The sequence below is a fragment of the Zhihengliuella halotolerans genome (assembly GCF_004217565.1).
Lineage (GTDB): Bacteria > Actinomycetota > Actinomycetes > Actinomycetales > Micrococcaceae > Zhihengliuella > Zhihengliuella halotolerans.
The window spans coordinates 1,616,105-1,641,641 of sequence record NZ_SHLA01000001.1; the positions used below are offsets into that span (position 1 = coordinate 1,616,105).

General features: G+C 68.8%; 22 protein-coding genes. 4 read left to right on the forward strand and 18 right to left on the reverse strand.

The genetic code is table 11. The features are described from left to right. Positions 1–23: 23 nt before the first annotated feature. The 4 genes from infB to rimP all read right to left on the reverse strand — a co-directional run bounded on the left by infB (position 24) and on the right by rimP (position 5,154). A complete protein-coding gene (gene infB, locus EV380_RS07310) occupies positions 24–2,879 on the reverse strand; it encodes a translation initiation factor IF-2 (protein ID WP_130450364.1) in 2,856 nt (951 codons plus the stop codon). 162 nt (positions 2,880–3,041) lie between these two features. Further along, positions 3,042–3,371: a YlxR family protein gene (locus tag EV380_RS07315; protein WP_242607532.1), complete on the reverse strand. Its 330-nt coding sequence runs from the start codon at positions 3,369–3,371 to the stop codon at positions 3,042–3,044. 219 nt (positions 3,372–3,590) lie between these two features. Beyond that, positions 3,591–4,580 (reverse strand): transcription termination factor NusA, encoded by a 990-nt coding sequence (nusA, locus tag EV380_RS07320; RefSeq protein ID WP_102158523.1) that lies wholly within the window; start codon positions 4,578–4,580, stop codon positions 3,591–3,593. Between the two features lies 1 nt (position 4,581). Then, complete coding sequence (rimP, locus tag EV380_RS07325; protein ID WP_130450368.1) at positions 4,582–5,154, reverse strand: ribosome maturation factor RimP; 573 nt, start codon at positions 5,152–5,154, stop codon at positions 4,582–4,584. Positions 5,155–5,303: 149 nt separating this feature from the next. Between rimP and EV380_RS07330 the strand changes: the two genes are divergently transcribed. Further along, positions 5,304–6,338 (forward strand): hypothetical protein, encoded by a 1,035-nt coding sequence (locus tag EV380_RS07330; protein WP_130450370.1) that lies wholly within the window; start codon positions 5,304–5,306, stop codon positions 6,336–6,338. 176 nt (positions 6,339–6,514) lie between these two features. Here the strand turns inward: EV380_RS07330 and EV380_RS07335 are convergent, their stop codons facing one another. From EV380_RS07335 to EV380_RS07345, 3 genes are all read right to left on the reverse strand, one after another. Next, positions 6,515–8,407 carry an HNH endonuclease signature motif containing protein gene (locus EV380_RS07335; RefSeq protein WP_130450372.1) on the reverse strand — a complete coding sequence of 631 codons (1,893 nt, stop codon included), beginning with the start codon at positions 8,405–8,407 and terminating at the stop codon, positions 6,515–6,517. A 308-nt stretch (positions 8,408–8,715) separates the two neighbouring features. After that, the gene (locus tag EV380_RS07340) at positions 8,716–9,516 is read right to left on the reverse strand and encodes a TSUP family transporter (protein ID WP_423219044.1); all 801 of its coding nucleotides are present in this window, start codon (positions 9,514–9,516) and stop codon (positions 8,716–8,718) included. A 54-nt stretch (positions 9,517–9,570) separates the two neighbouring features. Next, entirely contained in the window at positions 9,571–11,370 is a 1,800-nt protein-coding gene (locus EV380_RS07345) for a proline--tRNA ligase (RefSeq protein WP_130450374.1), read from the reverse strand. Positions 11,371–11,498: 128 nt separating this feature from the next. On the opposite strand from EV380_RS07345, the gene EV380_RS07350 reads away from it, so the two are divergent. Both EV380_RS07350 and EV380_RS07355 read left to right on the forward strand, forming a co-directional pair. Beyond that, a complete protein-coding gene (locus EV380_RS07350; RefSeq protein WP_242607533.1) occupies positions 11,499–12,674 on the forward strand; it encodes a benzoate/H(+) symporter BenE family transporter in 1,176 nt (391 codons plus the stop codon). A gap of 59 nt (positions 12,675–12,733) precedes the next feature. Then, complete coding sequence (locus tag EV380_RS07355; protein WP_130450376.1) at positions 12,734–13,108, forward strand: hypothetical protein; 375 nt, start codon at positions 12,734–12,736, stop codon at positions 13,106–13,108. 65 nt (positions 13,109–13,173) lie between these two features. Here the strand turns inward: EV380_RS07355 and EV380_RS07360 are convergent, their stop codons facing one another. The 9 genes from EV380_RS07360 to EV380_RS07400 form a co-directional block, all read right to left on the reverse strand. Continuing rightward, positions 13,174–14,040, reverse strand: coding sequence for an AraC family transcriptional regulator (locus EV380_RS07360; protein WP_130450378.1), 867 nt, complete (start codon positions 14,038–14,040; stop codon positions 13,174–13,176). A gap of 90 nt (positions 14,041–14,130) precedes the next feature. Further along, positions 14,131–14,952 carry a GNAT family N-acetyltransferase gene (locus tag EV380_RS07365; RefSeq protein ID WP_102158531.1) on the reverse strand — a complete coding sequence of 274 codons (822 nt, stop codon included), beginning with the start codon at positions 14,950–14,952 and terminating at the stop codon, positions 14,131–14,133. Positions 14,953–14,998: 46 nt separating this feature from the next. Then, positions 14,999–16,150, reverse strand: a complete 1,152-nt coding sequence (ispG, locus tag EV380_RS07370) for a flavodoxin-dependent (E)-4-hydroxy-3-methylbut-2-enyl-diphosphate synthase (protein WP_102158532.1) — start codon at positions 16,148–16,150, stop codon at positions 14,999–15,001. Positions 16,151–16,327: 177 nt separating this feature from the next. Then, a complete protein-coding gene (locus tag EV380_RS07375; RefSeq protein ID WP_130450380.1) occupies positions 16,328–16,627 on the reverse strand; it encodes a YciI family protein in 300 nt (99 codons plus the stop codon). Positions 16,628–16,780: 153 nt separating this feature from the next. Continuing rightward, on the reverse strand, positions 16,781–17,620 hold the full coding sequence (locus tag EV380_RS07380; RefSeq protein WP_130450382.1) for a carbohydrate ABC transporter permease: 840 nt from the start codon (positions 17,618–17,620) through the stop codon (positions 16,781–16,783). Further along, the gene (locus EV380_RS07385) at positions 17,613–18,620 is read right to left on the reverse strand and encodes a carbohydrate ABC transporter permease (RefSeq protein ID WP_130450384.1); all 1,008 of its coding nucleotides are present in this window, start codon (positions 18,618–18,620) and stop codon (positions 17,613–17,615) included. Before EV380_RS07385 ends, EV380_RS07380 begins: the two co-directional genes overlap by 8 nt. A gap of 28 nt (positions 18,621–18,648) precedes the next feature. Beyond that, complete coding sequence (locus EV380_RS07390; RefSeq protein ID WP_130450386.1) at positions 18,649–19,983, reverse strand: ABC transporter substrate-binding protein; 1,335 nt, start codon at positions 19,981–19,983, stop codon at positions 18,649–18,651. Positions 19,984–20,042: 59 nt separating this feature from the next. Then, the gene (locus tag EV380_RS07395; protein ID WP_102158537.1) at positions 20,043–21,170 is read right to left on the reverse strand and encodes a Gfo/Idh/MocA family protein; all 1,128 of its coding nucleotides are present in this window, start codon (positions 21,168–21,170) and stop codon (positions 20,043–20,045) included. A gap of 26 nt (positions 21,171–21,196) precedes the next feature. Beyond that, positions 21,197–21,928 (reverse strand): sugar phosphate isomerase/epimerase family protein, encoded by a 732-nt coding sequence (locus EV380_RS07400; protein WP_130450388.1) that lies wholly within the window; start codon positions 21,926–21,928, stop codon positions 21,197–21,199. 154 nt (positions 21,929–22,082) lie between these two features. Between EV380_RS07400 and EV380_RS07405 the strand changes: the two genes are divergently transcribed. Next, complete coding sequence (locus EV380_RS07405; RefSeq protein WP_102158539.1) at positions 22,083–23,288, forward strand: ROK family transcriptional regulator; 1,206 nt, start codon at positions 22,083–22,085, stop codon at positions 23,286–23,288. A gap of 78 nt (positions 23,289–23,366) precedes the next feature. Here the strand turns inward: EV380_RS07405 and EV380_RS07410 are convergent, their stop codons facing one another. Both EV380_RS07410 and EV380_RS07415 read right to left on the reverse strand, forming a co-directional pair. Continuing rightward, a complete protein-coding gene (locus EV380_RS07410; RefSeq protein ID WP_165391908.1) occupies positions 23,367–24,380 on the reverse strand; it encodes a sugar phosphate isomerase/epimerase family protein in 1,014 nt (337 codons plus the stop codon). 68 nt (positions 24,381–24,448) lie between these two features. Further along, the gene (locus EV380_RS07415; protein WP_130450390.1) at positions 24,449–25,534 is read right to left on the reverse strand and encodes a Gfo/Idh/MocA family protein; all 1,086 of its coding nucleotides are present in this window, start codon (positions 25,532–25,534) and stop codon (positions 24,449–24,451) included. Positions 25,535–25,537: the final 3 nt, after the last annotated feature.

Genomic DNA, 25,537 nt, shown 5'->3' on the forward strand with positions numbered 1-25,537 from the left:
CCGTCATCGTGAGTGCGCGTCGATCAGACGCGCGGCTTCTCCTGCATCTCGAAGGTCTCGATCATGTCGCCTTCCTTGATGTCGTTGAAGGAGCCGAGGCCGATACCGCACTCGTAGTCCGTGCGGACCTCGGTGGCGTCGTCCTTGAATCGCTTGAGCGAGTCGATGGTCAGCTTGTCCGCCACAACCTTGCCGTCGCGCACGAGGCGCGCCTTGGTGTTGCGCCGGATGATGCCCGAGCGCACGATCGAACCGGCGATGTTGCCCCACTTGGACGAGCGGAAGACCTCGCGGACTTCGGCCGTTCCGAGCTGGACTTCCTCGTACTCCGGCTTGAGCATGCCCTTGAGGGCGTTCTCGATATCGTCGAGCGCCGCGTAGATGACCGAGTAGAAGCGCATGTCGACGCCCTCCTTGTCGGCCAGCTCCTGCACGCGCTCCGCCGGGCGGACGTTGAAGCCGATGATGATCGCGTCGTCGACCGTCGCGAGGTTGACGTCGTTCTGGGTGATGGCACCCACGCCGCGGTGAATCACGCGCAGCTGGACGTCGTCGCCCACGTCGATCTTGAGCAGCGAGTCCTCGAGCGCCTCGACCGCACCGGAAACGTCACCCTTGAGGATGAGGTTGAGGGTGTCGATCTTGCCCTCGGCCACAGCCTGGTCGAAGTCCTCGAGCGTGATGCGCTTGCGGCGCTTGGCCAGTGCGGCGTTGCGGTCCGCTGCCTCGCGCTTCTCGGCGATCTGGCGAGCCGTGCGCTCGTCCTCGGTGACGAGGAACGTGTCGCCGGCGCGGGGCACCGTCGACAGACCCAGCACCTGGACGGGACGGGACGGCAGCGCCACGTCGAGAGCTTCGCCGTTCTCGTTGAACATCGCACGCACGCGGCCGTGGCCGTGGCCCGCGACGATCGTGTCACCGACCGCGAGGGTACCGGACTGCACCAGGACGGTCGCGACGGCGCCGCGACCCTTGTCCAGGTTGGCCTCGATCGCGATACCGCGAGCGTTCTTGTCCGGGTTGGCGCGCAGGTCCAGCGCGGCGTCGGCCGTCAGCAGCACGGCTTCGAGGAGTTCATCGATGCCGTCGCGACGGAGCGCCGAGACCGGCATGAACATGGTCTCGCCGCCGTACTCCTCCGGCACCAGTCCGTACTCGGCCAGCTGGCCCTTGACCTTGTCCGGGTTCGCACCCTCTTTATCGATCTTGTTGACCGCGACGACAACCGGCACGTTGGCCGCGAGGGCGTGGTTGAGCGCCTCGATCGTCTGCGGCATCACGCCGTCGTCCGCGGCGACCACGAGCACGGCGATGTCCGTGACCTTGGCACCACGGGCGCGCATGGCCGTGAAGGCCTCGTGACCGGGAGTATCGATGAACGTGATTGCGCGGTCTTCACCCTCGTGCTCGGTGTGCACCTGGTACGCACCGATGTGCTGGGTGATGCCGCCGGCTTCGCCTTCGAGCACGTTCGTCTTACGGATCGCATCCAGCAAGCGCGTCTTACCGTGGTCGACGTGACCCATGACCGTGACCACCGGAGGACGAGCCTCAAGCATCTCTTCGGTCTCGGCGTCGAGCTCGCCATCGATGTCGATGTCGAACGCCTCGAGCAGCTCGCGCTCCTCGTCCTCCGGGGAGACGACCTGAACCTTGTAGCCCAGTTCCGCGCCGAGCAACTCGAAGGTCGCCTCGTCGAGGGACTGCGTGGCCGTCGCCATCTCGCCGAGGGTCATCAGGACCGTGACGAGGGCCGCCGGGTTGGCGTTGATCTTCTCAGCGAAGTCGGCAACCGAGGCGCCGCGGCGCAGACGGACGACAGTGTTGCCGTCGCCCTTCGGGACGGTGACGCCGCCGAAGTTGCGCTCGTTCTGCTGCTCGAATTCCTGACGCTTCGCGCGCTTCGACTTGCGCTGCTTGCCGCGCGAACCGCCCTTGCCGAAGGCACCGGCCGTTCCGCCGCGACCACGGCCACCGCCACGGAAGCCGCCGGGACCACCGCCGGGCGCGCCGCCCGGACGACCCGGTCCTCCGCCACCCGGACGGCCGCCGCCGCCGGGGCGACCGCCTCCGCCGGGAGCCGGTGCCGGACGCTGCTGAGGCATCATGTTCGGGTTCGGACGGCCTCCGCCCGCTCCGCCGGTTCCGCCCGGACGCGGAGCTGCCGGACGCGGACCGCCCGCTCCCGGTGCGCCACCCGGACGCGGAGCGCCCGGACGCGGACCGCCGGCGCCTGCTGCGCCACCTGGGCGCGGTGCGCCCTGGGCGCCGGCCGGACGGTTGCCACCGGGACGACCGCCGCCGTCACGCGAGCGCATGCCCTGCTGCGACGAGAACGGATTGTTGCCCGGACGCGGGCCGCCGCTGCGGCCTCCACCGGGACGACCGCCGCCGTCGCGCGAGCGCATGCCCTGCTGCGAGGAGAAAGGGTTGTTGCCCGGACGCGGTGCGCCCGGCTTGGGTGCGCCGGGCTTCGGGGCACCGGGCTTGGGCGCTCCCGGACGCGCTGCGTCGCCGCTGGGGGCCGGCTTCGAGGCCTCGCGGGCCTCGGACGGAGCCGGTGCCGGTGCTGCCGGCTTGGATTCCTCCGGCGCAGGCGCGGGGGCCTCCGCCTTCGCGGACGGCTTCGGTGCGGGCTTGGGGCCCGGCTTGATGCCTGTCGAGGGCTTGGGTGCGGCGGTGCCAGCCGGCTTAGCCGACTTCTCCGCTGCTGCGCCACCCGCGTTCGGGTAGGCGCTGCGTAGCTTCTTGACTACGGGGGGCTCGATGGTCGAGGAGGCAGAACGAACGAATTCGCCCATTTCCTGCAACTTCGAGAGGGCTTCCTTGGAAGGAATTCCGAGCTCTTTCGCGAGCTCGTGTACGCGGACCTTGGCCACATTTCTCCTGTCTCGGTCCGCCCCTCGCACGTTAAAGTTGCTAGGAGTGAACCGTCATGTTCTTACGTCTGCGGTGCGCGCCAAATGACGGCACACCTGCTGCGGCGCATAACTTTTGCTTCATAGCTAGGCGCTCATCGCTTGCCACTCATCGGGTTTCCATCAGATTTCTGACCCGCTTTCAGGTTGAACGGTTACGTCGGCGCGTTCACGAGCCGTGAACGCGTCGATGGCCGCTGAGATCGTCTCGTCGGCGGGCATGCGGACCTGGGCTCGAAAAGCCCGGGAGAATGCCCGTTTCCGGACGACCGTGGCGGCGCACTCCGGCCGCGGGTGCATCCATGCACCACGCCCGGACTTGCGTCGTCGTGGATCCGGGACGACAGACTTTCCGTCGTCGTCCTGGGTCAACGCCCAACGCAGCAGCGAGGACTGATCGTCTACCTGCCTGCATCCGATGCACGTCCGCTGCGGGCCTTCGACCTCGCTCACGTGACGCTCCATCCTCCGAATGCCGACCCCGCCGCGGTCACCTGGGTGCCGCCGGCGCGTCGTTTTGACCTGCCCTGTCCGCCCCGCAGAACGCGTCTCGGGACGCGTAGAGAGGGCAAACCACATACCAGTCTAGCGCTTCCGCGCCCTCCCGCGCGCCTCCCCACGCCCGAGCGCGTTCCGGGCACGGGCGGCGACGGGGGCGTCGGCGCGAGGACGTCAGGCCTCGGCCTGCGCGCCCGCTGCTTTCGCGTCGGAGATGATGTCGATGCGCCAGCCGGTGAGTTTCGCGGCCAGACGGGCGTTCTGCCCCTCCTTGCCGATCGCGAGCGAGAGCTGGTAGTCGGGCACGACGACGCGCGCCTGGCGCACCGACTCGTCGACGATGGTGACGGAAGACACCTTCGACGGCGAGAGCGCGGAGGCGATGAAGGTCGCCGGGTCGTCGCTGAAGTCCACGATGTCGATCTTCTCGTCGTTGAGGTCGTTCATGACCGCGCGGACGCGGGTGCCCATCTCGCCGATGCAGGCGCCCTTCGCGTTGATGCCAGCCTTCGTGGCACGCACGGCCATCTTGGTCCGGTGGCCGGCCTCACGGGCCAGCGCGATGATCTCCACGGAGCCGTCCGCGATCTCCGGGACCTCGAGTTCGAAGAGGGCCCGCACGAGGTTCGGGTGCGTGCGCGAAAGGGTCACAGACGGACCCTTGGTGCCCTTGGCGACCGAGGTGACGTAGGCGCGCAGGCGCCCGCCGTGCGGATAGGTCTCCCCCGGCACCTGCTCGGGCGGCGGCAGCAGCGCCTCGATCTCACCGAGGTCGACCTGAACCATGTGGGGCTTGTTGCCCTGCTGGATCTGGCCGGAGACGAGCTGCCCCTCGCGGCCCTTGAAACGGCCGAGGATCTGGTCGTCTTCAGCGTCGCGCAGGCGCTGCATGATGACCTGGCGCGCCGTCGACGCGGCGACGCGACCGAAGCCCTCCGGAGTGTCGTCGAACTCGCCGACGACGGTCCCGTCCTTCTCGATCTCCTTCGCCCAGATCGTCACATGCCCGGACTTCTCGTCCACTTCGGCGCGGGCGGCCGTGAAGGCGCCCTGCGTCTTGTGGTAAGCCGCCAGCAGGGCCTGCTCCATAGTCGGGATGACTTTCTCGAGCGAGATTCCACGCTCGCTGACCAAGAGGCGCAGCGCACTCATGTCGATGTCCATCTCAGGCCTCCTCTTCGTTACTGTCAACGATCGTGTCGACGATGTCCGGACCATGGTCTGGCCGGTTGAATTCCACTTCCACCTTGCCGCGGCGGATCTGCTCGAACGACAGCTCGACCGGGTCGCCGGTCTTGGGCTTCATGCCCTTTTTCACCGGCACGTCCGGAACCAGCACGACGCCGGCCTCGCCGACCTCCGTGAGGCGACCGGTGACGTTCTCCTCGCCGGAGAGGTTGGCCGTGACTTTGCGCCCGAGGTTGCGGCGCCAGTGACGCGGCTCGGTCAGCGGGCGGCTCACACCGAAGGACGAGACCTCGAGATCGTAGGGGGCTCCCGAATCGTTCGGGTCGGCGTCCAGTGCCGTCGAAACGGACTGGGACACGGCGGCGATGGTGTCGAGGTCGACGCTCTCGGTGCCCTCCGCGTGGTCCACGACCACGTGCACGGTGGGCTGCTTGCCGGAGTAGCGGATCTCGACTTCTTCGAGGAGCAGATCGTGGGAGGCGACTGCGGGCCTCAGGTACTCCGTGAGTCGTTGGGCCTCCGCTTGGGCATCTACCGGCTTGCCGGTCATTGTTCCTCCCACATATTCGATGTTGTGCAGACCAGACTAACCATTTTCTTCCGCGACCGCTCGTAGCCTTCTTTCGGAAACGGTCCGTGAATCGGTCCGCGACGCGTCGAACCGGTACCCGCCGCCACGCTCATGGGAAGATCATGGCAATGAATCAGCACGCCAGGGACACTCGCCACCGTCGCCACCGACGCCCCCCGCTCTGGCGTCGTTTCGTACGCAGCACGCGGCAGTTCGTCGTCGTCCTCCTGCTGTGCGGGATCGTCCTAGCCCTCGGCACGACGGCGGTCACCGGCGCGGCCCGCAAGGGGGACGCACCCGCCCCGCCGAGTGTCGAAGAACACGTGGCGGCCCTCGCGGAATCCGTGGCGACGGTGGGTGCCGACGCGCCGGACGACGTCGTACGGGCCCTTGAGGCACACCCCGCCCTCGTCGGGCCCCCCGAGCGCGTGGAACCTTACTTCGACTGGATCCCCGAGGTCGAGGCGGCCCCGGCGCCGATCACGCCGGCCACGGATCTGGAGTCTCTGTCCGAGCGGCTGGACGACGCCGCACGGGCGACGCTCGGGCTCGCCCTGACCGTCGAAGTGGATCCCGAGGCCGCTGACGCCGCGGGCCCGACTGTCCCGGCCGAGCGCGTGCGCACTCTGGTTGCCGTCGGAATGGAGCAGCTCGAAGCGCTCGCGCGACTCGATCCAGATGCGGCCGCGGCAATCCACGAGGACCTTCTCACGGCGACCGGGCCGGAGGGAGTGGTTGTGACCGCCGAACGGTGCGAAGCGGTCGCGGCCGCGGCCCGGACCGCCTACCGGCTCGCCTACCTGTACGAATACGCCGCGGTGCGCCGCGACGCGCCCCGCCCGCAGGAGGCACCGGACGACGAGGACGACCCTGCCCGGTGGTGGGCCGAGGCGGACGAGAGGGCCCGACTCGGCGACCAGCTGGCCGACCTGCTGCCGAACGAGTGCTCGGCGATGCGCGAAAGCGCGTACCCGACCCCCGCCGACGACGATCTCACGACCGCTCTCGGCGAGGCGGAATCCGAGCTGGCACTCGCGCTCCGCGACGCCGCGGCAGCCGCAGACCCGGACGCCCGCCCCGCTCTCATCGCTCGCTCCTTCGACGCGGTCCACCTTGTCGCTGGCGACGACTGGTTCGAGCTCGCCGCCACCGCCGCGCAGTAACGCCGTCGCCTCCCGGCAACTCAGTCTCCCCGCATCCAGGCCGCTGGCCCACCGCTTTCGCCGGGGCCGTTTCGGTTGCCATCGCTGTCGAGTCCGGTGGAGTCGGCGTTCGTATCTGCCGATGCGTCTTCGACCGACTCGTCATCGGCGCACTCAGCGTCGCCGTCGGCAGTGCTCTAGTCTTCGTCGGCAGTCCTCGGGTCTTCGTCGTCGTCCCACGGGGGCGGGTCGTTCCGGGCACTCCACCCGGCACGGCGCTCCTCCTCGGACTCCCCCGGAGCCGGCGCCGCGGTCGCGTCCCACCGGGCAGCGAACTCCTCTTCGCTCTCAATCCCACCGGCACCGCGCCGACTGCCGACCGCCCGTTCCCACGGCCGCCCGCCGGCCTCTTCGCCTGCCGCCGTACCCGGACACACTCCAGCACTGCCATTCGGAGTCAGCCCCGGAACCGCACTCTGGTCCGCGTCGGAGTCCGGACCCGGGCGGATCCCACCACCGGCTGCCCCGGCCAGTCCGGGCCGACGATGCCGACTACGCCGTGTGAGCACACTCGGCGCCGGCCGGAACACCCCGGACGGATCATCCCAGCCGGGAGCCCGCACCCACGGCACCCCGGAACGCATCTGAATCTGCCACCCCGACTCCTCCAGATGCCGGTGATGCCAGAAACACAGCAAACACCCGTTGTCCGTATGAGTCGGACCGTCCTGCGCCCATGGCAGCACATGATGCACCTCGCACCACGACGCCGGGATCGTGCACCCCGGAATCACGCACCCGCCATCACGGGCCGTGATCGCCTTGCGCTGATGCTTCGTGAACGCCCGCTCCTTCGACCCGAGCCCCACGACCCGGCCGGTACTGTCGAAAACGACCTTCTGCACCGCTCCCGCACACGCCGCCTGATGCGCAACACCGACCGGCACTGGAACATCGATCCCGTCCACCGTCGCGACACCCGCCGGATCCACCAGATCCGCCGCCTCGACATGCACCAACAGCATCGCCGCGTCACCACCCAACGCCGGCGACTGCTCGCTCCGGGCCGCGGCACCGAGGATCGCCGCGAGCACATCATGACGCCTCTGCGCCGGCGTCCGCTCATCCGTCGCTTCCACCGCACCGGCTTCGCCGTTGTGCTCGCCGCTGCCGCTGGCCGTGGCGGTGGCCTCCGTGGTGTCGATGGTGTGCACGGCAGGGTTGAGGTACGCGTCGAGCAACCGGGTCAGCTGAGCGGCGATCTCGGGCAGCAACTGCCCGCGCACCGGCACCAACCCGTCACGGGCCGGCCCCAACGTCAGAGAACGAGACCGGCACGCCTGCTGCGCATCCGGACCCGGACCATCCTGGTTCAGGAACGCCTCCCACACCTGCGCCTGAACCCGCACCTCGGCGAACGTCACCCCCGGCCCGCGGCCGGAGTTGTCGCCAGAGCCAGTGCCGGCACCGTCTGCAGGGTCATCCGCGCCGCCCGTGCCGGTCTCCTCTGCAGCGGCATCGGCCGTACCGTCGTCCGCGCCGTTGCCTGCGGCGACGCCGGTCACGGCGTCCACGAGCGCGACCTCCGCGGCAGCAGCATCGGCAGCATCCGCCCGGGGCCCGACCCGGTGCAGCATGCCCGTGACGAGCTCGGCCGCCTCGACACCGAGCGCCCCGGCCCGCAGGGCCTCGCCCACGGCCGGGAACTCCGCGGGCAGCGGCTGGCCGGTCAACGAGGCTGAGGCCCGGGTCCGGCTGTCGAGTACCGCCCGGCGGCGCAGCACCGGCGCCGGGGCGCCAGTGAGGCGTTCGAGCAACTCGATCCCGGTCCGGCACCCGCGCCGGGAGGATAGCCGATCCGCCCCGTAATCCTTGCTGGAGCGGGCCTCGACCTCCCCGGCGTTCCTGACCCGCAACGCGTCCACGAGGCGGCCGAGCTCCTCGGTGGCCCGGGTCTGCTCGAGCAGGTCCTCATCGGTGCTTGAGCCGACCTCATCCCCCAGCCCGGCCAGCAGGGCCGCCGCCGCACGCAGCCGGTCCGTCGCCCCTGCGGGCGACGCCGACGACTCGAACGGGTGCGTGATAGCCATACCACGATTATAGAAGTATAGTTCGAGAAGTGGAAGAGCGGGGACCGTATTATCGAATAAAACTTCGAGTCTTTAAGAGTGGGGTCAAGCTCCAGTGGAAGCGTCTACTACGCTCCGGGGTGCCTGAACTCGAGCGTGATCACCCGGGCGCCCCGGGGCCGCTCCGCCGGGCGGATTGGTGACCATCTGGCCACGTTCCTTCCTCCGATCCTCCCACCCCCGCGACGCGCAGAATAACCCCAAGTTGGGCGCCGCGATAAGAACCAAACCGGGACTGCCCGTCGCAGACCCGACCGCTACGGGAGCATTCAGGCAGCGAGGGCATCGCTGACGACGTCGTACCCCAAGCGCGCGATGAGCGCCGCAACGACGATCAGGAAGACGACCCGGATGAACCGGCTGCCCTTGCTGATCGCCATGCGCGCGCCGGTGTACCCACCGACCATGTTGGCCAGGCCCAGCGCGAGGCCGAGCCCCCAGAGCAGGTGCCCGGTCGGCAGGAAGAACGCGAGGGCGCCGAGATTCGTCGCCATGTTCACGAGCTTCGCCTTCGCGGAGGACTCGAGGAAGTTGTAGCCGAGGAACACGACCATGGCGATGATGAGGAACGAACCGGTTCCCGGCCCGATCATGCCGTCGTAGAACCCGATGACGAGTCCGATCGTCGCGGCCACGGCGTGGTGCCGAGCACCGGTGTGGCGCAGCTTCGTCAGCTCCCCCACGGTCGGCTTGACGGCGGTGAAGATCGCCACGGCGACAAGCGCGGCGACAATGATCGGCTTGAAGACCTCGGGCGGCAGAAGGGTGGCCACGATGGCGCCGCCGAAACTTCCCGCGAGGGCGACGAGCGCCATCGGGACTCCGGTCCGCAGGTCCGGGTGCACGCGCCGATAGTAGGTGATGCTGCTCGTCGTCGTGCCGAAGATAGATCCCAACTTGTTCGTCGCAAGCGCCTGCACGGGCGTGACACCCGGGACCAGCAACAGGGCCGGGAGCTGGATCAGGCCGCCCCCGCCGACGACGGCGTCAACCCATCCGGCCGCGAAGCCGACGACGATGATCAAGACGAGAGTTCCGGCCTGGATACCCACCAGGCCGGACCCTGTCAGCCAGGCGTACCCGTCGCCGGTGAAAAGCTCCACGGAAACCCCCCGGCCCGCGGGTCAGCCGCGGACGGCGGAGACGACGTAGTCGGCAGCCTCGTCGACGGCGATGTTCTCGCGCTCGCCCGACGCGCGGTCCTTGACCTCGACGACGCCCTCGGCGTAGCCACGGCCGACGACGACGACGGTGGGGACGCCGATCAGCTCGGCGTCGCCGAACTTCACGCCCGCCGAGACCTTGGGCCGGTCATCGAAGAGGACCTCGACGCCGCGCGCCTCGAGGTCTGCGACGAGCTTCTCCGCCCCGGCGATGAGCTCCTCGCCCTTGCCGGTCACCATGACGTGCACGTCGGCCGGGGCCACGTTGCGCGGCCAGACGAGGCCCTTCTCGTCGTGGTAGCGCTCCGCGATGGCCGCGACGGCGCGCGTGACACCGATGCCGTAGGAGCCCATCGTGACCGTGGCCTGCTTGCCGTTGGCGTCGAGGACCCGCAGATGCAGGGACTCGGCGTACTTGCGTCCGAGCTGGAAGATGTGGCCGAGCTCGATGCCGCGGGCGGTCTCGAGCGGGCCGGACCCGTCGGGAGCCTCGTCGCCTGCGCGGACCTCGACGGCCTCGATGGTGCCGTCCCAGCCGAAGTCGCGCCCGGCCACGAGACCGAAGACGTGCTGGCCGCTGACATTGGCCCCGGTGATCCAGGTGGTGCCGGAGACGACGCGCGGGTCGACGAAGAACGTCAGTCCGGTGGCCGCTTCGGTCCCGAGGACCTGGTGATCCAGCCCAAGGCCCGGGCCCACGTAGCCTTTGACGAGCAGCGGGTGCGAGCGCAGGTCCTCGTCGGTGGCCTGCTCGACGGCGACCTCGCCGCCGATCTCCATCAGCGCGCCGATGTTGGCCTGCACGCGCTTGAGGTCGACGGCGCGGTCGCCGGGAACGCCCACGACGACGACTTCGCGCTGACCGGAGGGGTGCACAATCGTGAGCACGACGTTTTTCAGGGTGTCGGCGGCGGTCCATTCGCGGTCTTCGCGCGGAGCAAGCTCGTTCGCAGCCGCGACCAGGGTGGCGATCGTCGGGGTGTCCGGGGTGTGGCGCACCTGGAACGGCGGGGCGTCGTCGTACGAGATCTCTTCGGGGACCACGGTCGTGACGGCCTCGACGTTGGCGGCGTAGCCGCCGTTCGAACGGACGAAGGTGTCCTCGCCGATCGGCGTCGGGTGCAGGAACTCCTCCGACGTCGACCCGCCCATCGCGCCGGCCGTCGCGGCGACCGGGACGACCTCGAGGCCGAGGCGGGCGAAGATCTTCAGGTAGGCGGCGCGATGCTTCTGGTACGCCTCCTCGAGGCCCTCGTCGTCGACCGTGAAGGAGTAGGAGTCCTTCATGACGAACTCGCGGCCGCGCAGCAGGCCGGCGCGCGGGCGGGCCTCGTCACGGTACTTGTTCTGGATCTGGTAGAGGTACACCGGCAGGTCCTTGTACGAGTTGTACAGGTCCTTGACCAGGAGCGTGAACATCTCCTCGTGCGTGGGCGCGAGCAGGTAGTCCGCGTCTTTGCGGTCCTTCAGGCGGAAGAGGCCCTCGCCGTACTCGTCCCAGCGCCCGGTCTGCTCATACGGTTCGCGCGGCAGCAGCGACGGGAAGGAGACTTCCTGACCGCCGATCGCGTTCATCTCGTCGCGCACGATCGCTTCGACCTTGGCCAGGACCTTCAGGCCCATCGGCAGCCACGTGTAGATTCCGGGGGCGGCGCGGCGGATGAAACCGGCGCGCATGAGCAACTGGTGACTTGCGACCTCCGCGTCCGCGGGGTTGTCCCGAAGCGTGCGCAGAAACAGGTTGGAAAGGCGAAGTGCCACTAGCGATCCGATCGACGTTCTTTCAGTTGAGGCCTCGCTCCCGCGCGTGGCGGTATGCAGGCCTCCCACTCTAGCGTCATTTCGCGGTTTTTCACGCCATCCTCAAGCCGCCGCTAGGGTAAATCCTTGTGCGCACGATTTCCAGCCTTTCCCAACCGATCACCGCGGGTCTCATGGGCGCGATCACGGGCTTCGCCTCGTCCTTCGCGATCGTGCTCGCAGGCCTGTCGGCAGTGGGCGCGAGCGCGTCCCAACTCTCGTCAGCCCTGCTCATGGTGTGCCTGGCCAATGGGGCCCTCGCCATCCTGCTCAGCTGGCGCCTGCGCACCCCGATGTCTTTCGCGTGGTCGACGCCGGGCGCCGCACTTCTCGTGACCGCCGGCGGCGTGACCGACGACTTCGGAGCCGCCGTCGGGGCCTTCATCGTGTGCGCCGCGCTCATCGTCGTCACCGGCTGCTGGCCGGCCCTCGGGAACCTCGTCAACCGGATCCCGCCGTCGATCGCCGCGGCGATGCTCGCCGGCATCCTCTTCCCGATCTGCCTGGCGCCGGTGACGGCGTCGGTCGAGCTGCCCGCCTACGCGCTGCCGATCGTCGTCGTCTGGCTCGTCGCGCAGCGGTTCGCGCCGCGCGCCGCCGTGCCGGCGGCGATGGTCGCCACGGCGGTCGCCGTCGCTCTGTATGCGCGCACGACGACGGCGTCCGCGCCCCTCGCGTGGCCGCACCTCGAGCTCGTGGTTCCCCAGTGGGATGCGGCCGTGATCGTCGCCCTCGGCGTGCCCCTGTACATCGTGACCATGGCGGGACAGAACATCCCGGGCTTCGCGGTGCTCACGACGTTCGGCTACCGGAAACCGGTGGCCCAGCCGGTGCTGCTCTCCACCGGCATCGCGAGCGGGCTCGGCGCGTTGGCCGGCGCGCCGACGATGAACCTGGCCGCACTCTCGGCGGCCATCATGGCCGGGCCGGAGGCCGGCGAGGAGCGCGAGCACCGCTGGATCGCGGCGTTCACGGGCGGGATCACGTACGTCCTGCTCGGTCTCGCAGCGCCGCTGGCCACGCTGCTCGTCGAGACGGCTCCCGAGCCGCTCATCCAGGCGGCCGCCGGGTTGGCCCTGATGACGGCCATGATCAACGCGGTGGGCACCGCGTTCGAACGCGCCGACCACCGCCTCGTCGCCCTCGGGACGTTTCTGGTGGTGGCCTCGGGCACGACGATCGGCGGGATCGGCTCGGCGTTCTGGGGCCTGATCGCCGGAGGGCTGCTGATGCTCACGCTCCGCCGCCCTGCTCAAGTAGGCTGACCCCAGAGATACGCTGTATCGGCCCGCTTGCAGCCGGCCGTCGAACCGAGGGGACCCCGATGAGCAGCCAGACGCACCCGCCGACCAGCCAGGACGCGACCGACGACGAAACTCCCCGGCCCACCCACGACACGCTCAAGCCGAGCGCGGCGTTCGTGATCTGGGGAATCGTGCTGCTTACCCTCTCCCCGCTGGCTTCCCTGCCGCTTTTCTCCGCGTTCAGCTCGGGAGAACTCGCCTACATGGACCCGGACGCCGTCAGCTTCCTAGGATTCACCTCCACCATCGGCGCGCTCGTCGGTCTGATCCTGCTCCTCGTGGGCGTCTACCGGGCCCTGACCGCGGTGCACGTCGGGGCGCGCGAAGCCGCCCGGGCCAGCGGTCGGCTCACAGAAACGCAGGACAACGGCGACACGGTCATCGTCCAGCGCTGACGGCTGCCGACCACGAGGAGCCGGGTCCGTCCTGCACGCCGGTGCAGGCACGACGCCGCAGCGAACTACACGGCGCCCGTCTCGTCCTCGATCGGAATCCAGAGGACGGCGTCGCCCTTCGCGCCGCCCGGCGCCAAGTCCACCGACAGCAGCTGCGGCCCGGGAGCCCAGCGGTACGGATTCGCCGGGAACCACTCGGCGGCGGCGTCCGCCCAGAGCCGCTGCGCAGCTTCCGGCATCGCGCCCGCCGATGCGAAGACGACCCACCGTCCGGCCGGAATATCCAGCGACTCCAGGTCGTCCGGCACCGGCTTCGAGGTCGCCGCGGCCCGCCAGTAGTCGACGTCGGTCCCCTCCCGACCCTCGGGGTCACCATTGGCCGTGACGGAGAACAAGCCGGCCGGTTCGACGTCGTTGAGGTCGGCGATGCGCTGTCGCATCTCCGCGGTGATCGACCGTTCGAAGTCGATGATGTGGGGGTTGGGCCCCGAATGGATCACGGGCACACTCTTGGAGTGCCCAGCCAGTGTGAATGCGGGCAAGTCGACGATCCGGTGCTTCATGGGAGTCGTCCCTTCTACTCGTAGATGAAATGAGAGACGAGACTGGGAAGCCAAGTGCGTTCCGGGTGTCCGGGCGGCGACGGGACTGACCCCGTGAACAACCTTGAATGCGCGGTTGAACGCCTCAGCGGAGGTGTAGCCGTACTTGACGGCCGTCTCCAAGACGCCGCAGCCGCGGATCAGCTCCGCCGCGGCAACTGTCATCCGCCGGCGGCGGACGTACTCGGAGAGCGGCATGCCCGCCAGCGTCGAGAACATGCGGCGGAAATGGTATTCGCTCGTGGCCGCGGCCCTGGCGATATCCGCGACGTCGATGTCCGTGGCGAGGTTCGCCTCGATCATCTCGATCGCCTGATTCCACTGCTGCACGTCGGCCTCCCTGTCTCTCCTTCAAGCTACGCGGCCGCTGACGCACTCGGCCCGACAATCCGTGCCCGTTCCAGTCAGCCGGCCGGCGCCTCAGAACAGGACGGTCGAGTACTCGCCGACTCGCTCGAAGCCCACGCGCTCGTAGGCGGCGATGGCCGGGGCGTTGAAGTCGTTCACGTAGAGACTGGCGACCGGTGCAACCGTCAGCGCGTGGTGCACCACGGCGGACATGTAGCCGGCTGCGAGGCCCCGCCCCCGGTGTTCGGGCGCCAGCCACACTCCTTGGATCTGCGAGACCTGACGGGTCACCGTGCCGAGGTCCGCTTTGAAGATGATCGGGCCCTGGGGCGAGATGTCGACGAGCGACTGCCCCCGCTCGATCAGGTTCAGCACGCGCTGCCGGTACTGGAAGCCGCCGCCGCCGAACGGCGAGTAGCCCAGTTCCTCCTGGAACATGGCGGCGCAAGCCGGCAGGACGACGTCGTACTCCGCGGGGATCGCAGGGCGCACGGTGGCGACGGGCGCAATCCGCGGTGGGACGCCGGTGGCGAGCAGCGGCTGACTGGGCCGGATGTCGAAGGCGGCCTGGGAGCCGAAACGCAGCACATCCCAAATGCCCCGGACCGCCTCGGCCGGCCCGAAGACGGACGAGTAGCGTCGGCCCAGCCGGAGGGCCGCCTCGCCGAACCGCTTGGCCTGAATGGGTGTCGAGGTCAGCGGGACGATGTTCATCCCGACCCAGCACGCGCTGGTGAGCTCGCCGTCGTCGTAGTAGCCGAGGACCAGCGGCCCGCCTGCGGGTGCCGCGCTGCCGTGGGCGTCAAGCTGAGCGCGCACGAAGATGTGCGCGACGGGGTCCCGCGCGACCAGCCCCTCCAGGTCCGCGGTGTCCTCGCTGGTGAGGACACGCACGGCCCGGGTGAGCCGGTCCCCCGGCTGGACGAATCGTCCCGGCGCCCTAAGAGACGTTGACTGAGGGGGCGCCACCCTCGACCGGTTCCATTTCTGCGGCGAGGCGGTTCGCCTCTTCGATCAGGGTCTCGACGATCTGGTCCTCGGGAACCGTCTTGATGACCTCGCCCTTGACGAAGATCTGCCCCTTGCCGTTACCAGAGGCGACGCCGAGGTCGGCGTCGCGGGCCTCGCCGGGCCCGTTGACGACGCAGCCCATGACGGCCACGCGCAGCGGGACCTCCATGCCTTCGAGCCCCGCGGTGACCTCGTCGGCCAGTGTGTACACGTCGACCTGGGCACGGCCGCACGAGGGGCAGGAGACGATCTCGAGCTTGCGCGGGCGCAGATTGAGCGACTCCAGGATCTGGTTGCCGACCTTGACTTCCTCGGCCGGCGGGGCCGAGAGGGAGACGCGGATCGTGTCGCCGATGCCCTGTGACAGCAGCGCACCGAAGGCGGTCGCCGACTTGATCGTGCCCTGGAAGGCGGGGCCGGCCTCGGTCACGCCGAGGTGCAGCGGCCAGTCGCCGGACTCGGCCAGGAGCTCGTAGGCGCGGACCATGATCACCGGGTCGTTGTGCTTGACGGAGATCTTGAAGTCGTGGAAGCCGTGCTCCTCGAACAGGGAGGCCTCCCAGATGGCCGACTCGACGAGCGCCTCCGGCGTGGCCTTCCCGTACTTCTGCAGCAGGCGGGGATCCAGCGAGCCGGCGTTGACGCCGATGCGGATCGAGGTCCCGTGGTCCTTCGCGGCAGCCGCGATCTCCTTGACCTGGTCGTCGAACCGGCGGATGTTGCCCGGGTTCACGCGGACCGCGCCGCAGCCGGCCTCGATCGCCGCGTACACGTACTTGGGCTGGAAGTGAATGTCCGCGATCACCGGGATCTGCGACTTCATCGCGATGATCGGCAGCGCCTCGGCGTCCTTGTCGGTCGGGCAGGCGACACGCACGATGTCGCAGCCCGAAGCCGTCAATTCGGCGATCTGCTGGAGCGTGGCGTTGATGTCGTGCGTTTTCGTCGTCGTCATCGACTGGACGCTGACCGGAGAATCCGATCCGACTCCAACGCTGCCGACATTGAATTGGCGGGTCTTGCGCCGCGGCGCGAGAACGGGCGGCGGGGCAGACGGCATGCCGAGGCTGACGGCGGTCACGGATCCTCCTGTGACGTAAACGAATAATCGTGTGCGGGCCCGGCCATCCGCTCACGACGGCGTGGCGGACTTCCGCTCCTTTTCCATCCTACGCGCCCGTCGGGCAGGCGCAGGTGGGAGTGTGAGGACCGTGACCACCATTCAGCTCGTGGCGGACGCGGTCCTGGTGGTCAGCAGTCAGGAGGAATAGCCGGACAGCTCGCCGGTCACGGGGTCCCATTCGGTCACCTTGGCGTTGGCGACCAGGCCCTCGGAGACGAACGGATCGCGCTTGAGCACGTCGTTGACGGCCTCCTCGCCGGCGGCGGCGAAGATCAGCAGGGCACCCGAACCGTCGAGGTAAGGGCCTGATGCGACGAGTTTCACGTTCTCTGGGTCCGTCAGCGAACCCAGCAGTTCGCGGTGCGCAGCGCGGTGCTGTGCGCGGGCCTCCTCGGTCTCCGGGGCGTAGACGTATTCGACGGAAAATAGACTCATGGCGGACAGTCTACGTTCCGTCGGAGGGTCCCGAAGGATTCGAGAAGCCCGCGTCGGCGACGACGAACCGCGGCCGGCCTGCAGCAAGGGCGCGCGAGCACGCCACCGGGAAAGCCGCCGCCAACGCGACGAGGACTGCTGCCTCGCTCCGGGTCACTTGACCGAACCGGCCGAGAGGCCCGCCACCAGGTGCTTCTGCACCAGGATGAACCCGATGAGAACGGGAAGCGAGACGACCACGGAGGCGGCCATCAACTGGTTCCAGTAGACGTCCGTTTGCGACGCGTAGGAGCGCAGCCCGATCGCCAGTGTCCGGGTCTCGGCGTTCGTCATCACGGAGGCGAAGAGGACTTCGCCCCAGGCCGTGATGAAGCTGTAGACCGCGACGGCGATGATCCCGGGCCGGGCGACGGGCAACACGACCTTGATCAGCGCGCCGATGCGCCCCAGGCCGTCGATCATCGCGGCCTCCTCCAGCGCCTTCGGGATGGAGGCGAAGAATCCCGCGAGCATCCAGATGGCGAACGGCAGCGAGAACGTCATATAGGTCAGGATGAGCCCCAGGTAGGACCCGTTGAGCTGCAGCCCGATGCTCCGCTGGATCTGGGTGAAGATCAGGAACAACGGCAGCAGGAACAGGATGCCCGGGAACATCTGCGTCGAGAGGACCACGAGCGAGAACGTCCGCGCCCCGCGGAACTCGAATCTCGAGAGCGCATAGGCCGCCATGATGGCCAGGACCACGGAGAAGGCCGTGGCGGTCACCACGACGATGACGCTGTTGACGAAATAGTCGGCCAGCGGCACCGTCGTCCAGATATCCACATAGGGCTGGATGGTGAAGTCGGACGGCCACCAGGTGAAGAGGCCGCGCACGTCGGAGAGCGGCTTCACGCTCGTGACGAAGATGACGTAGAGCGGCAGCAGCACGACGGCGGAGAGGAACGTCAGGCCGAAGGCCCGGAGGATGCGGAATCCGCGTGTTTCAAGCATCGATCGACTTCCCCTTCGGCATGACTAGGCGGATGTAGAAGGCGGAGGCCACGAGCAGGGCCACCAGGAGCAGCACGCTCATCGCGCCGCCGACGCCGAAGTTCCAGTTGTTGAAGGACTGCTCGTAGATGAGCGGCGAGATCAACGTCGCCTCTGGCGGAGAGGCGGGACCGAAAAGGACGTACGGGACGTTGAACTGGTTGAAGATCCACAATGAGAGCACCAGCAGCAGGACCGTGTTGGCGTGGCTGATCATCGGCAGGGTGATCGTGGTGAACTGCTTCCACAAGCTCGCCCCGTCCATCGCCGCAGCCTCGTAGACCTCCAGCGGAATGTTCTGCAGCGCGGCGAGCAGCATCAGGAACGCGAACGGCCAGAACTGCCAGACCGTCACGATCACGGTGACCCAGAAGGCGTTGCCACCGAGGAGCCAGAACGGCCGCTCGCTGAGCAGGCCTAGGTCGTCCACCAGGATCCGGTTGATCACGCCGTCGCGCTGATTGAACATGAAGGCCCACGCGATGATTCCCACGTAGCTCGGCAGAGCGAACGGCACGAGGAACAGCGTGCGCAGGAAAGCCCGCCCCCGGACCTTGGAGGTCAGCAGCACCGCGGCGAACATCCCCATGCTCCAGGCCAGGGCGACGACGATCACGGTGAACAAGAACGTCCGCCCCAGCGCCCCGTAGAACTGGCTGCCGATGGCGCCCGCCGGGTCCAACCCGGTGATGAAGTTCTGGATGCCGACGAAGGGCGCCCGGGTCCAGTTGCCGATGCTCAGCTGGTTCAGCGAGATCATGGCGATCCACAGGCCCAGGAGCATCGGGACGATGTGGACAAGCAGCTCCATGATCGACGCCGGGGCGACGAGCGCGTACGGGAACCAGCGGTCGCGCTTGCTCACACCCCGGTTGCGCAAGTGCTTGTGGTCGACGTGGACGGGGGCGGCGCCCCGGACAGGGGTGTCGGTGCCCCGCCCGGGGGTTTCAGTGGTGGTCATCCGAGACTCCTTCGCGGATCGTTCGCCGTTATCCGGCGGCCGTCATCTGCGAGCTGGCGTTCTCGAGGGCCTTGCGCACGTCTTCTTCGGTGACGTCCTGTCCCTGTGCGACCCGCGCGAAGAGATCCTTGACGGCCGTGCCCACGAGGGTTTCCATCTGTCCCTCGCTCGGGTAGAGCGGCATCGGCTGGGCGTGATCCGCGAGGATCTCCTTCTTGAGCTGGATCTCCTCGGACTGGAACGCCTCGTCGTCGTAGGCCGACGTGATGGCCGGCAGCGACGAGTACTCGGAGTTCAGGTAGACCTGCTCCTCGTCGCTCGTGAGGTGCTTGACGAACTCGAGTGCGGACGCCTTGTTGTCCGAGTTCTCGAAGATCGAGATGTTGATGCCGGCCACATGGCTCTGCGTGCCCTCGAGCCCAGTGGCGTCCCCGGTCACCATCGGCACGGGAGCCGCCTGGTAGTCCTCCATGTCACGGGCCGAGAGCACCTTGCCCGGGGCCTGATCGAAGAACATGGCCGCGTTGCCGGCGGCGAACTCCTCGACCATCTCGACGCCGTTGACGAGCTCCGCGTTCGACGGCGAGACAACGCCGTTCTCCCCCATCAGCTGGATCCACTCGTTGACGCCGGCGACGACGCCGTCGTTGCCGAAGTCGGGATTGCCTTCCGCGTCGTAGAGCTCGCCGCCGTGCTGCAGGCCGCGGATGAACGCCGCGTGCGAGTTGTTCGAGATGCTCGAGCCCGCGAGGGAGACGCCCCACTGGTCGGTCTCGCCGTCGTCGTCCGTGTCCAGGGTCAGCTGCTGGGCGACGTCGACGAACTCCTCCCAGGTGGCCGGTGGCGCGTCGATGCCGGCATCGGCGAACATCTCGGTGTTGTAGTAGAGCGAGTAGCTGAGTGCGTAGAGCGGAACCGACGTCGGGGCCTCGCCCTCGGCACCGCCAGTGGCCCAGCTGGAACCGACGAAACGCTCCTCGCCGCCGATCGCTTCGAGCGCCTCGCCCTCCCACGGCATGAACGCGCCGGAGGACTGGAGCGAGACCGCCCACGTGTTGCCGATGTTCAGGACGTCGGGGCCTTCGCCACTGGAGACGGCCGTAAGAATCCGGTTGTAGAGGTCGCTCCACGGGATGACTTCAAGATCCACCTCGACGCCGGTCTCCTCGGTGAAGCGTTCGATCGACTCGGCGAGGACTTCCTCGTCGTGGGAGACGGAGGTTCCCTGGTTGGTCGCCCAGTACTTGATCGTGCCACCCACCTCGCCCTCGACCGCGCCGTCGTCGGAACCGCCGCAGGCGGCCAGACTCAATCCGAGCGCGCCGATTGCCGCGGCCGCTGCCAGTTTCTTGAATGTCTTCATGGTGCTTCTCTTCCTCGTCGTTGAGTGTCGAATGATGTTGGTGCTGGGCTGCTGCTGAACTACTGCGCGGGCTGCGCCGCGCCCACGGTTTGCTGTGCCGGGTCCCACGTCGGATCCAACGGAGCCGATGGCTCGACCGTGGAGGTCACCTCGACAAATCCGCCCGTGTCGGCGGCCTCAGCCAGACAGACCATGACGTCGAGCACGTGGAAGGCGAGTTCTCCTGGCACGCGTTCGCGCCGGCCCTCGCGGATCGCCTGGGCGAGCTCGAGCACTCCGGTGCCGCGCGTGTAGGTCGAGCCCTCGGCCGGTACGACGACGGGCTCCTCGCCTCCGGTGTGCACGACAGTGTCGCCGTCGAAGTTGTTGGGATCCGGGAGTGCCACGGTGCCTTCGGTGCCCGCGATCTCGACGAAGCCCATCCGCACGAGCTTCGAGTCGAAGCTGAAGACGCACTGGGCGCTCGCCCCGGAGGCAAAGCTCAGGAGCGCGCTGACGTGCGTCGGCACCTCGACGGGGAACTCCGTTCCGGCCTTGGGCCCGGAACCGATCACGCGGGTCTCGCGAGAGCGTGAGCCGATGGCTGCCACGCGGGAGACGGGCCCGAAGATCTGGACGAGCGTCGTCAAGTAGTACGGGCCGAGGTCGAAGAGCGGACCCGCGCCGCGGGCGAACAGGAACTCGGGGCTCGGGTGCCAGGCCTCGGGCCCGGGTGCCTGGAAGAGCGCGAGCGCGGTCATCGGGGCGCCGATGGCGCCGGACGCGATCTGGCGCAGTCCGGTCTGGATGCCGGCACCGAGGAATGTGTCCGGTGCGACGGCGACGCGCACGCCCTTCGCCTCCGCGGCCTCCAGCAGCACCCGGCCGGACTCTAGATCCAGCGCGTACGGCTTCTCGCCCCACACGTGCTTTCCGGCTTCGACGGCCTTCAGCGCCACCTCGACGTGCACGGCGGGGATCGTCAGGTTGACGACGATCTCAACGTCGTCGCGCTCCAGCAGCTCCTCGTACGTCCCCGACGCGGCGACACCCCACTTCTCGGCCTGCGCGGCCGCCCGGGCCGTGTCGAGGTCCGCGATGAACAGCACCTCGAGGTCGGGGAAAACGGTCAGGTTCTCCAAGTACTGGTCGCTGATGGTACCGGCGCCGACGACGCCGACACCCGTTCGCTTGATCTGAGTTGTCACGACGTTCTGTTCCTCTCGGTGGGGTCTCACTTGGTCAGGTAGGCGTGGCTGTCGGCGACAGCGTCGAAGATCTCCCCGTTGAAATCGTCGAGTTCGACAACGTGCAGCAGACCGTCGGTCGCCGCGATGATCTCGTCGACAGGCATGGAGCCGCTTCCGACCGCCACCTGTTCCTTGTTGTTTTTGGAGCGCGGACCGTCCTTGACGTGCAGAGCCACCACGCGGTTGCCGAGCCGCTGGAGAAGTGCGAGAACGTCCTCGCCGCCGACGGCGGCCCAGTACGTGTCGACCTCGAGGACAACCTCGGGATCGAGGTGTGCGGCCAGGTACTCGAGTGCGGTCACACCCTCGATTCGGCTCGAGATCTCCCAGTCGTGGTTGTGGTAGCCGACGCGGATGCCGTATTCGGCCGCCTTCTTCGCGGCGGCGTTGAGCTTCTCGGCGGTCTCGCGGACGGACGCCGCGTCCTGCCAGAACTCGGCGGGGATGTACGGGTCGATGACGGTCTCGATGCCGAGGCGCTTCGCCGCCGTGAGGACCGCGTCCTGATCCGTGGAGAGCAGCGGCGCGTGGGCGGTCGGGGCGGTCAAGCCGTGCTCCGTCAGCGACCGGGCGAGCTCATCGGCCCGGGCCACGAAGTCATACGGTTCGACGCGCGTGAACCCGATCCGAGCCAGGCGTTCGAGGGTCTGCGGAAGATCGGCGGCGACGTGGTCCCGAACGGTGTAGAGCTGAACGGACAGCGTGCTGGACGTCATGCATGTCTCCTGTGGAAGTGTGGTGGGCCGACACTCGTGTGAGCGCCGACACATTGAAGCGTAAGCCGACTTTTGGCGGAGGTCAACAGAAGTCTGTCGAAACTTTTCATAAGCGTCGGAGGCAGCCGCACATCACTGTGGTTGACTTGGATCCATGCCAGACCGGACCACCGTCGACGCGCTCCAAAGCGCCCCCCTGAGAGCGGGCGCGAGCGACGTCCTGCAGCTGCTCCGGGACGGGGTCCCCCGCAGCCGGACGGAGCTGGCCGCCCTGACCGGAATGGCCCGTTCCACGGTCGGGGACCGGCTGGACACCCTCGCCGCGCTGGGCCTCGTCGGCCCCGCCGCGGCCGGCGCATCGACCGGAGGGCGGCCGCCGCGACGCGTGGCGCTCATCCCGGAAGCGCGGCTGATTCTCGCCGTGGACCTCGGGGCGAGCCACCTGCGCGCCGCCCTCACGGACCTGACCGGGCGCCAGCTCGCGCGCGAGCAGGCACGCATCGACATCGCGGACGGCCCGGAGCCGGTCCTTGCCGCGGCGCTACGCCTCGCTGACGGGCTGCTGGGCGAGATCGGGCGCGCCCGCGCCGACGTCATCGCCATCGGGGTCGGAGTGCCGGGGCCCGTCCACTTCGAAACGGGTCGCCCGTCGAAGCCTCCGATCATGCCGGGGTGGGACAGGTTCGACGTTCCGGCCTGGTTCCGGCGCCATCTGGACGCCGCCGTCCTGGTCGACAACGACGTGAACCTCATGGCCCTCGGCGAATACGGCCGGCTGGAACAGCCCCCGGAACACTTCCTCTTCGTCAAGGTCGCCACAGGTATCGGCGCCGGCATCGTCTCCGGCGGCCAGCTTCAGCGCGGTGCCCAGGGCACCGCGGGCGACATCGGCCACGTGCGGATCCGCCGCGGCGACGGGGTCTTCTGCCACTGCGGGAACGAGGGCTGTCTCGAAGCCCTCGCGGCCGGACCCCCAGTGGCGGCTGCGCTGCGCGCCCAAGGTCTCGACGCCGCGACGAGCAACGACGTCGTCCGCCTCGTCGACGCCGGCAGCATGCCGGCCATTCACGCCGTTCGTCAGGCCGGCCGCGACCTCGGGGAGGTTCTCGCCGCGAGTATCAGCTTTCTCAACCCGTCCGTCATCGCCGTCGGCGGCCGGATGGCCGCGGCCGGTGAACACCTGCTGGCAGGGGTCCGCGAGGTCGTGTATCAACGAACGATGCCGCTGGCGACGCAATACCTCGAGATCCGGCCGTCGCGGGCCAAGGACAACGCGGGGCTGCGCGGGGCCAGCATGCTCGCGGCCCACCACGCCCTGCGGCCGTCCAGCATCGAGGCCATGGCGGCAGACCTCCCCTGACGCCGCCCCGGACACGCGAGAGCGCCCCGTGACGCGCCGCCCAGGGTGGCGATGCGTCACGGGGCGTTGCGGGCGGGCCTACTGGTTGGAGAAGGCCGCGTCGAACGAGGCCTCCGGCCGCTTCCAGAGCAGGTTCCGGATCCGGCCGACGGCCTCGGCCGCGCCGTGCAGCCGGTCCATGCCGGCGTCCTCCCATTCGATCGAGATCGGCCCCTCGTACCCGATGTGTCCGAGCGCGCGGAACGCGTCCTCCCACGGGATGTCCCCGTGCCCGGTCGAGACGAAGTCCCAGCGCCGACGCGGGTCGCCCCACGGCAGGTGGGAGCCCAGGATGCCGCTGCGCCCGGTGTGCGGGCGCACTCGGGTGTCCTTGCAGTCCACGTGGTAGATCCGGTCGGCGAAGTCGGTGATGAAACCGACCGGGTCGATGCCCTGCCAGAACATGTGGCTCGGGTCCCAGTTCAACCCGAACGCTTCGCGGTGTCCGATGGCCTCGAGCGTGTTCACGGTGGTCCAGTGGTCGTAGGCGATCTCCGACGGGTGCACCTCGAGCGCGAATTTCACCCCTTCGTCGTCGAACACGTCCATGATCGGGTTCCAGCGGTCCGCGAAATCCTGGTAGCCGGCATCGATCACCTCGGCCGGCACTGGCGGGAACATCGCCACGTACTGCCAGATCTTCGAACCCGTGAACCCCACGACGACGTCGGCGCCCAGCTTGCGCGCGACCCTGGCCGAGCGCTTCATATCCTCGGCGGCTCGGGCCCGCACGCCCTCGGCGTCGCCGTCGCCCCACACGTAGTCGCGCAGGATCGCCTCGTGGCGGAAATCGATCGGGTCATCGCATACCGCCTGGCCGCCCAGGTGATTGGAGATCGCCCAGACCTTCAGACCGTACTTCTCGAGGATCTCCAGACGGGACGTGGCGTAGGCGTCGTCCTCGTCGGCGCGCTTGAGGTCCAGGTGGTCGCCGGAGGCGGCGATCTCGAGCCCGTCGTAGCCCCACTCGGCGGCGCGGCGGGCGACCTCCTCGAAGGGCATGTCGGCCCACTGGCCGGTGAACAGTGTCACGGGATGGGATGCGTTGGTCATGATCTCCTCGTTCAGAGTTGTCTTTCTCGTTGATCGACTGTTCGGAAGACGCCACGACGGCGCCGCGGCTAGTCCCTGGTGTCCACCCAAACCCCGCTCGCCGCGGAATCGAGCACGGCCGCGGTGAGCCGGTTGGCGCGCGCGCCGTCGTCGAACGTCGGCAGCCCGTCCGGGGCGTCGCCGGCGATCGCCGCGTAGGTGTCCCGAGCGAACGCCGCGAACGCGTCCACGTAGCCCATCGGATGCCCGGCCGGCACCGTGCACAGCCGAGCCGCGTCGGGGGCCAGCACGGCCGCGTCGCGGGAGAGGATGCGGGAGGATGAGGCCCCGCCGATCCAGAGTTCGTCCGGCCGCTCCTGCACGAACTCGACGGACGAGTCCGTGCCGGCGAGCTCGAGGGTCAACGCGTTCTTCCGCCCGGCGTTGACCTGGGAGACCATGAGGCTGCCGACGGCCCCGGAGGCCGTCTCGACCGTGAGCACCGCCGCGTCCTCGGTCTCCACTGCCGTGCTGTCCCGCTCGGCGAAGGCCCGGGAGGTCGCCGCGTTCAGGCGGACGATCCGCTCCCCCGCAATGAACTCGGTCAGGTCCACCAGATGCGAGCCGATGTCGCCGAAGGCCCGGGACGGGCCTCCTGCGGCCGCATCGACCCGCCAGTTGGTCTCCTGCGGGTCCAGCATCCAGTCCTGCAGGTAGGCGCCGCGCACCGTGAGCAGCCGCCCCAGTCCGCTCGCGGCGGCGTGCGCGCGGGCCTGCCGCGCCATGGGGTGGAACCGGTAGACGAACGGCACGGTAGCCACGACGCCGGCCTCCTCGGCGGCCGCAGCCAGCTCGGCCGCCGTCGCCGGGTCCGTGGCCAACGGCTTCTCGCACACGACGTGCTTGCCGGCCTCGAGCGCGGCCAGTGCGTGCTCGGCGTGCAGCGCGTTCGGGGAGGTGATGTGCACGACGTCGACCGCCTCGATCAGCTGCCGCACGCTCTCGGCCGGGTCGACGCCGAAGGCGGCCGCCGCCTGCCGGGTGCGTTCGGGGGACGACGACGCCACGGCGGCCACGTGGGCGCCGGCGGCGCGCGCCGCGGCCGCGTGCGTCCGGGCCATGAACCCACCGCCGATGATCCCGACGCGCACGCTCTTCACGGAGTTCCCGCTCATACC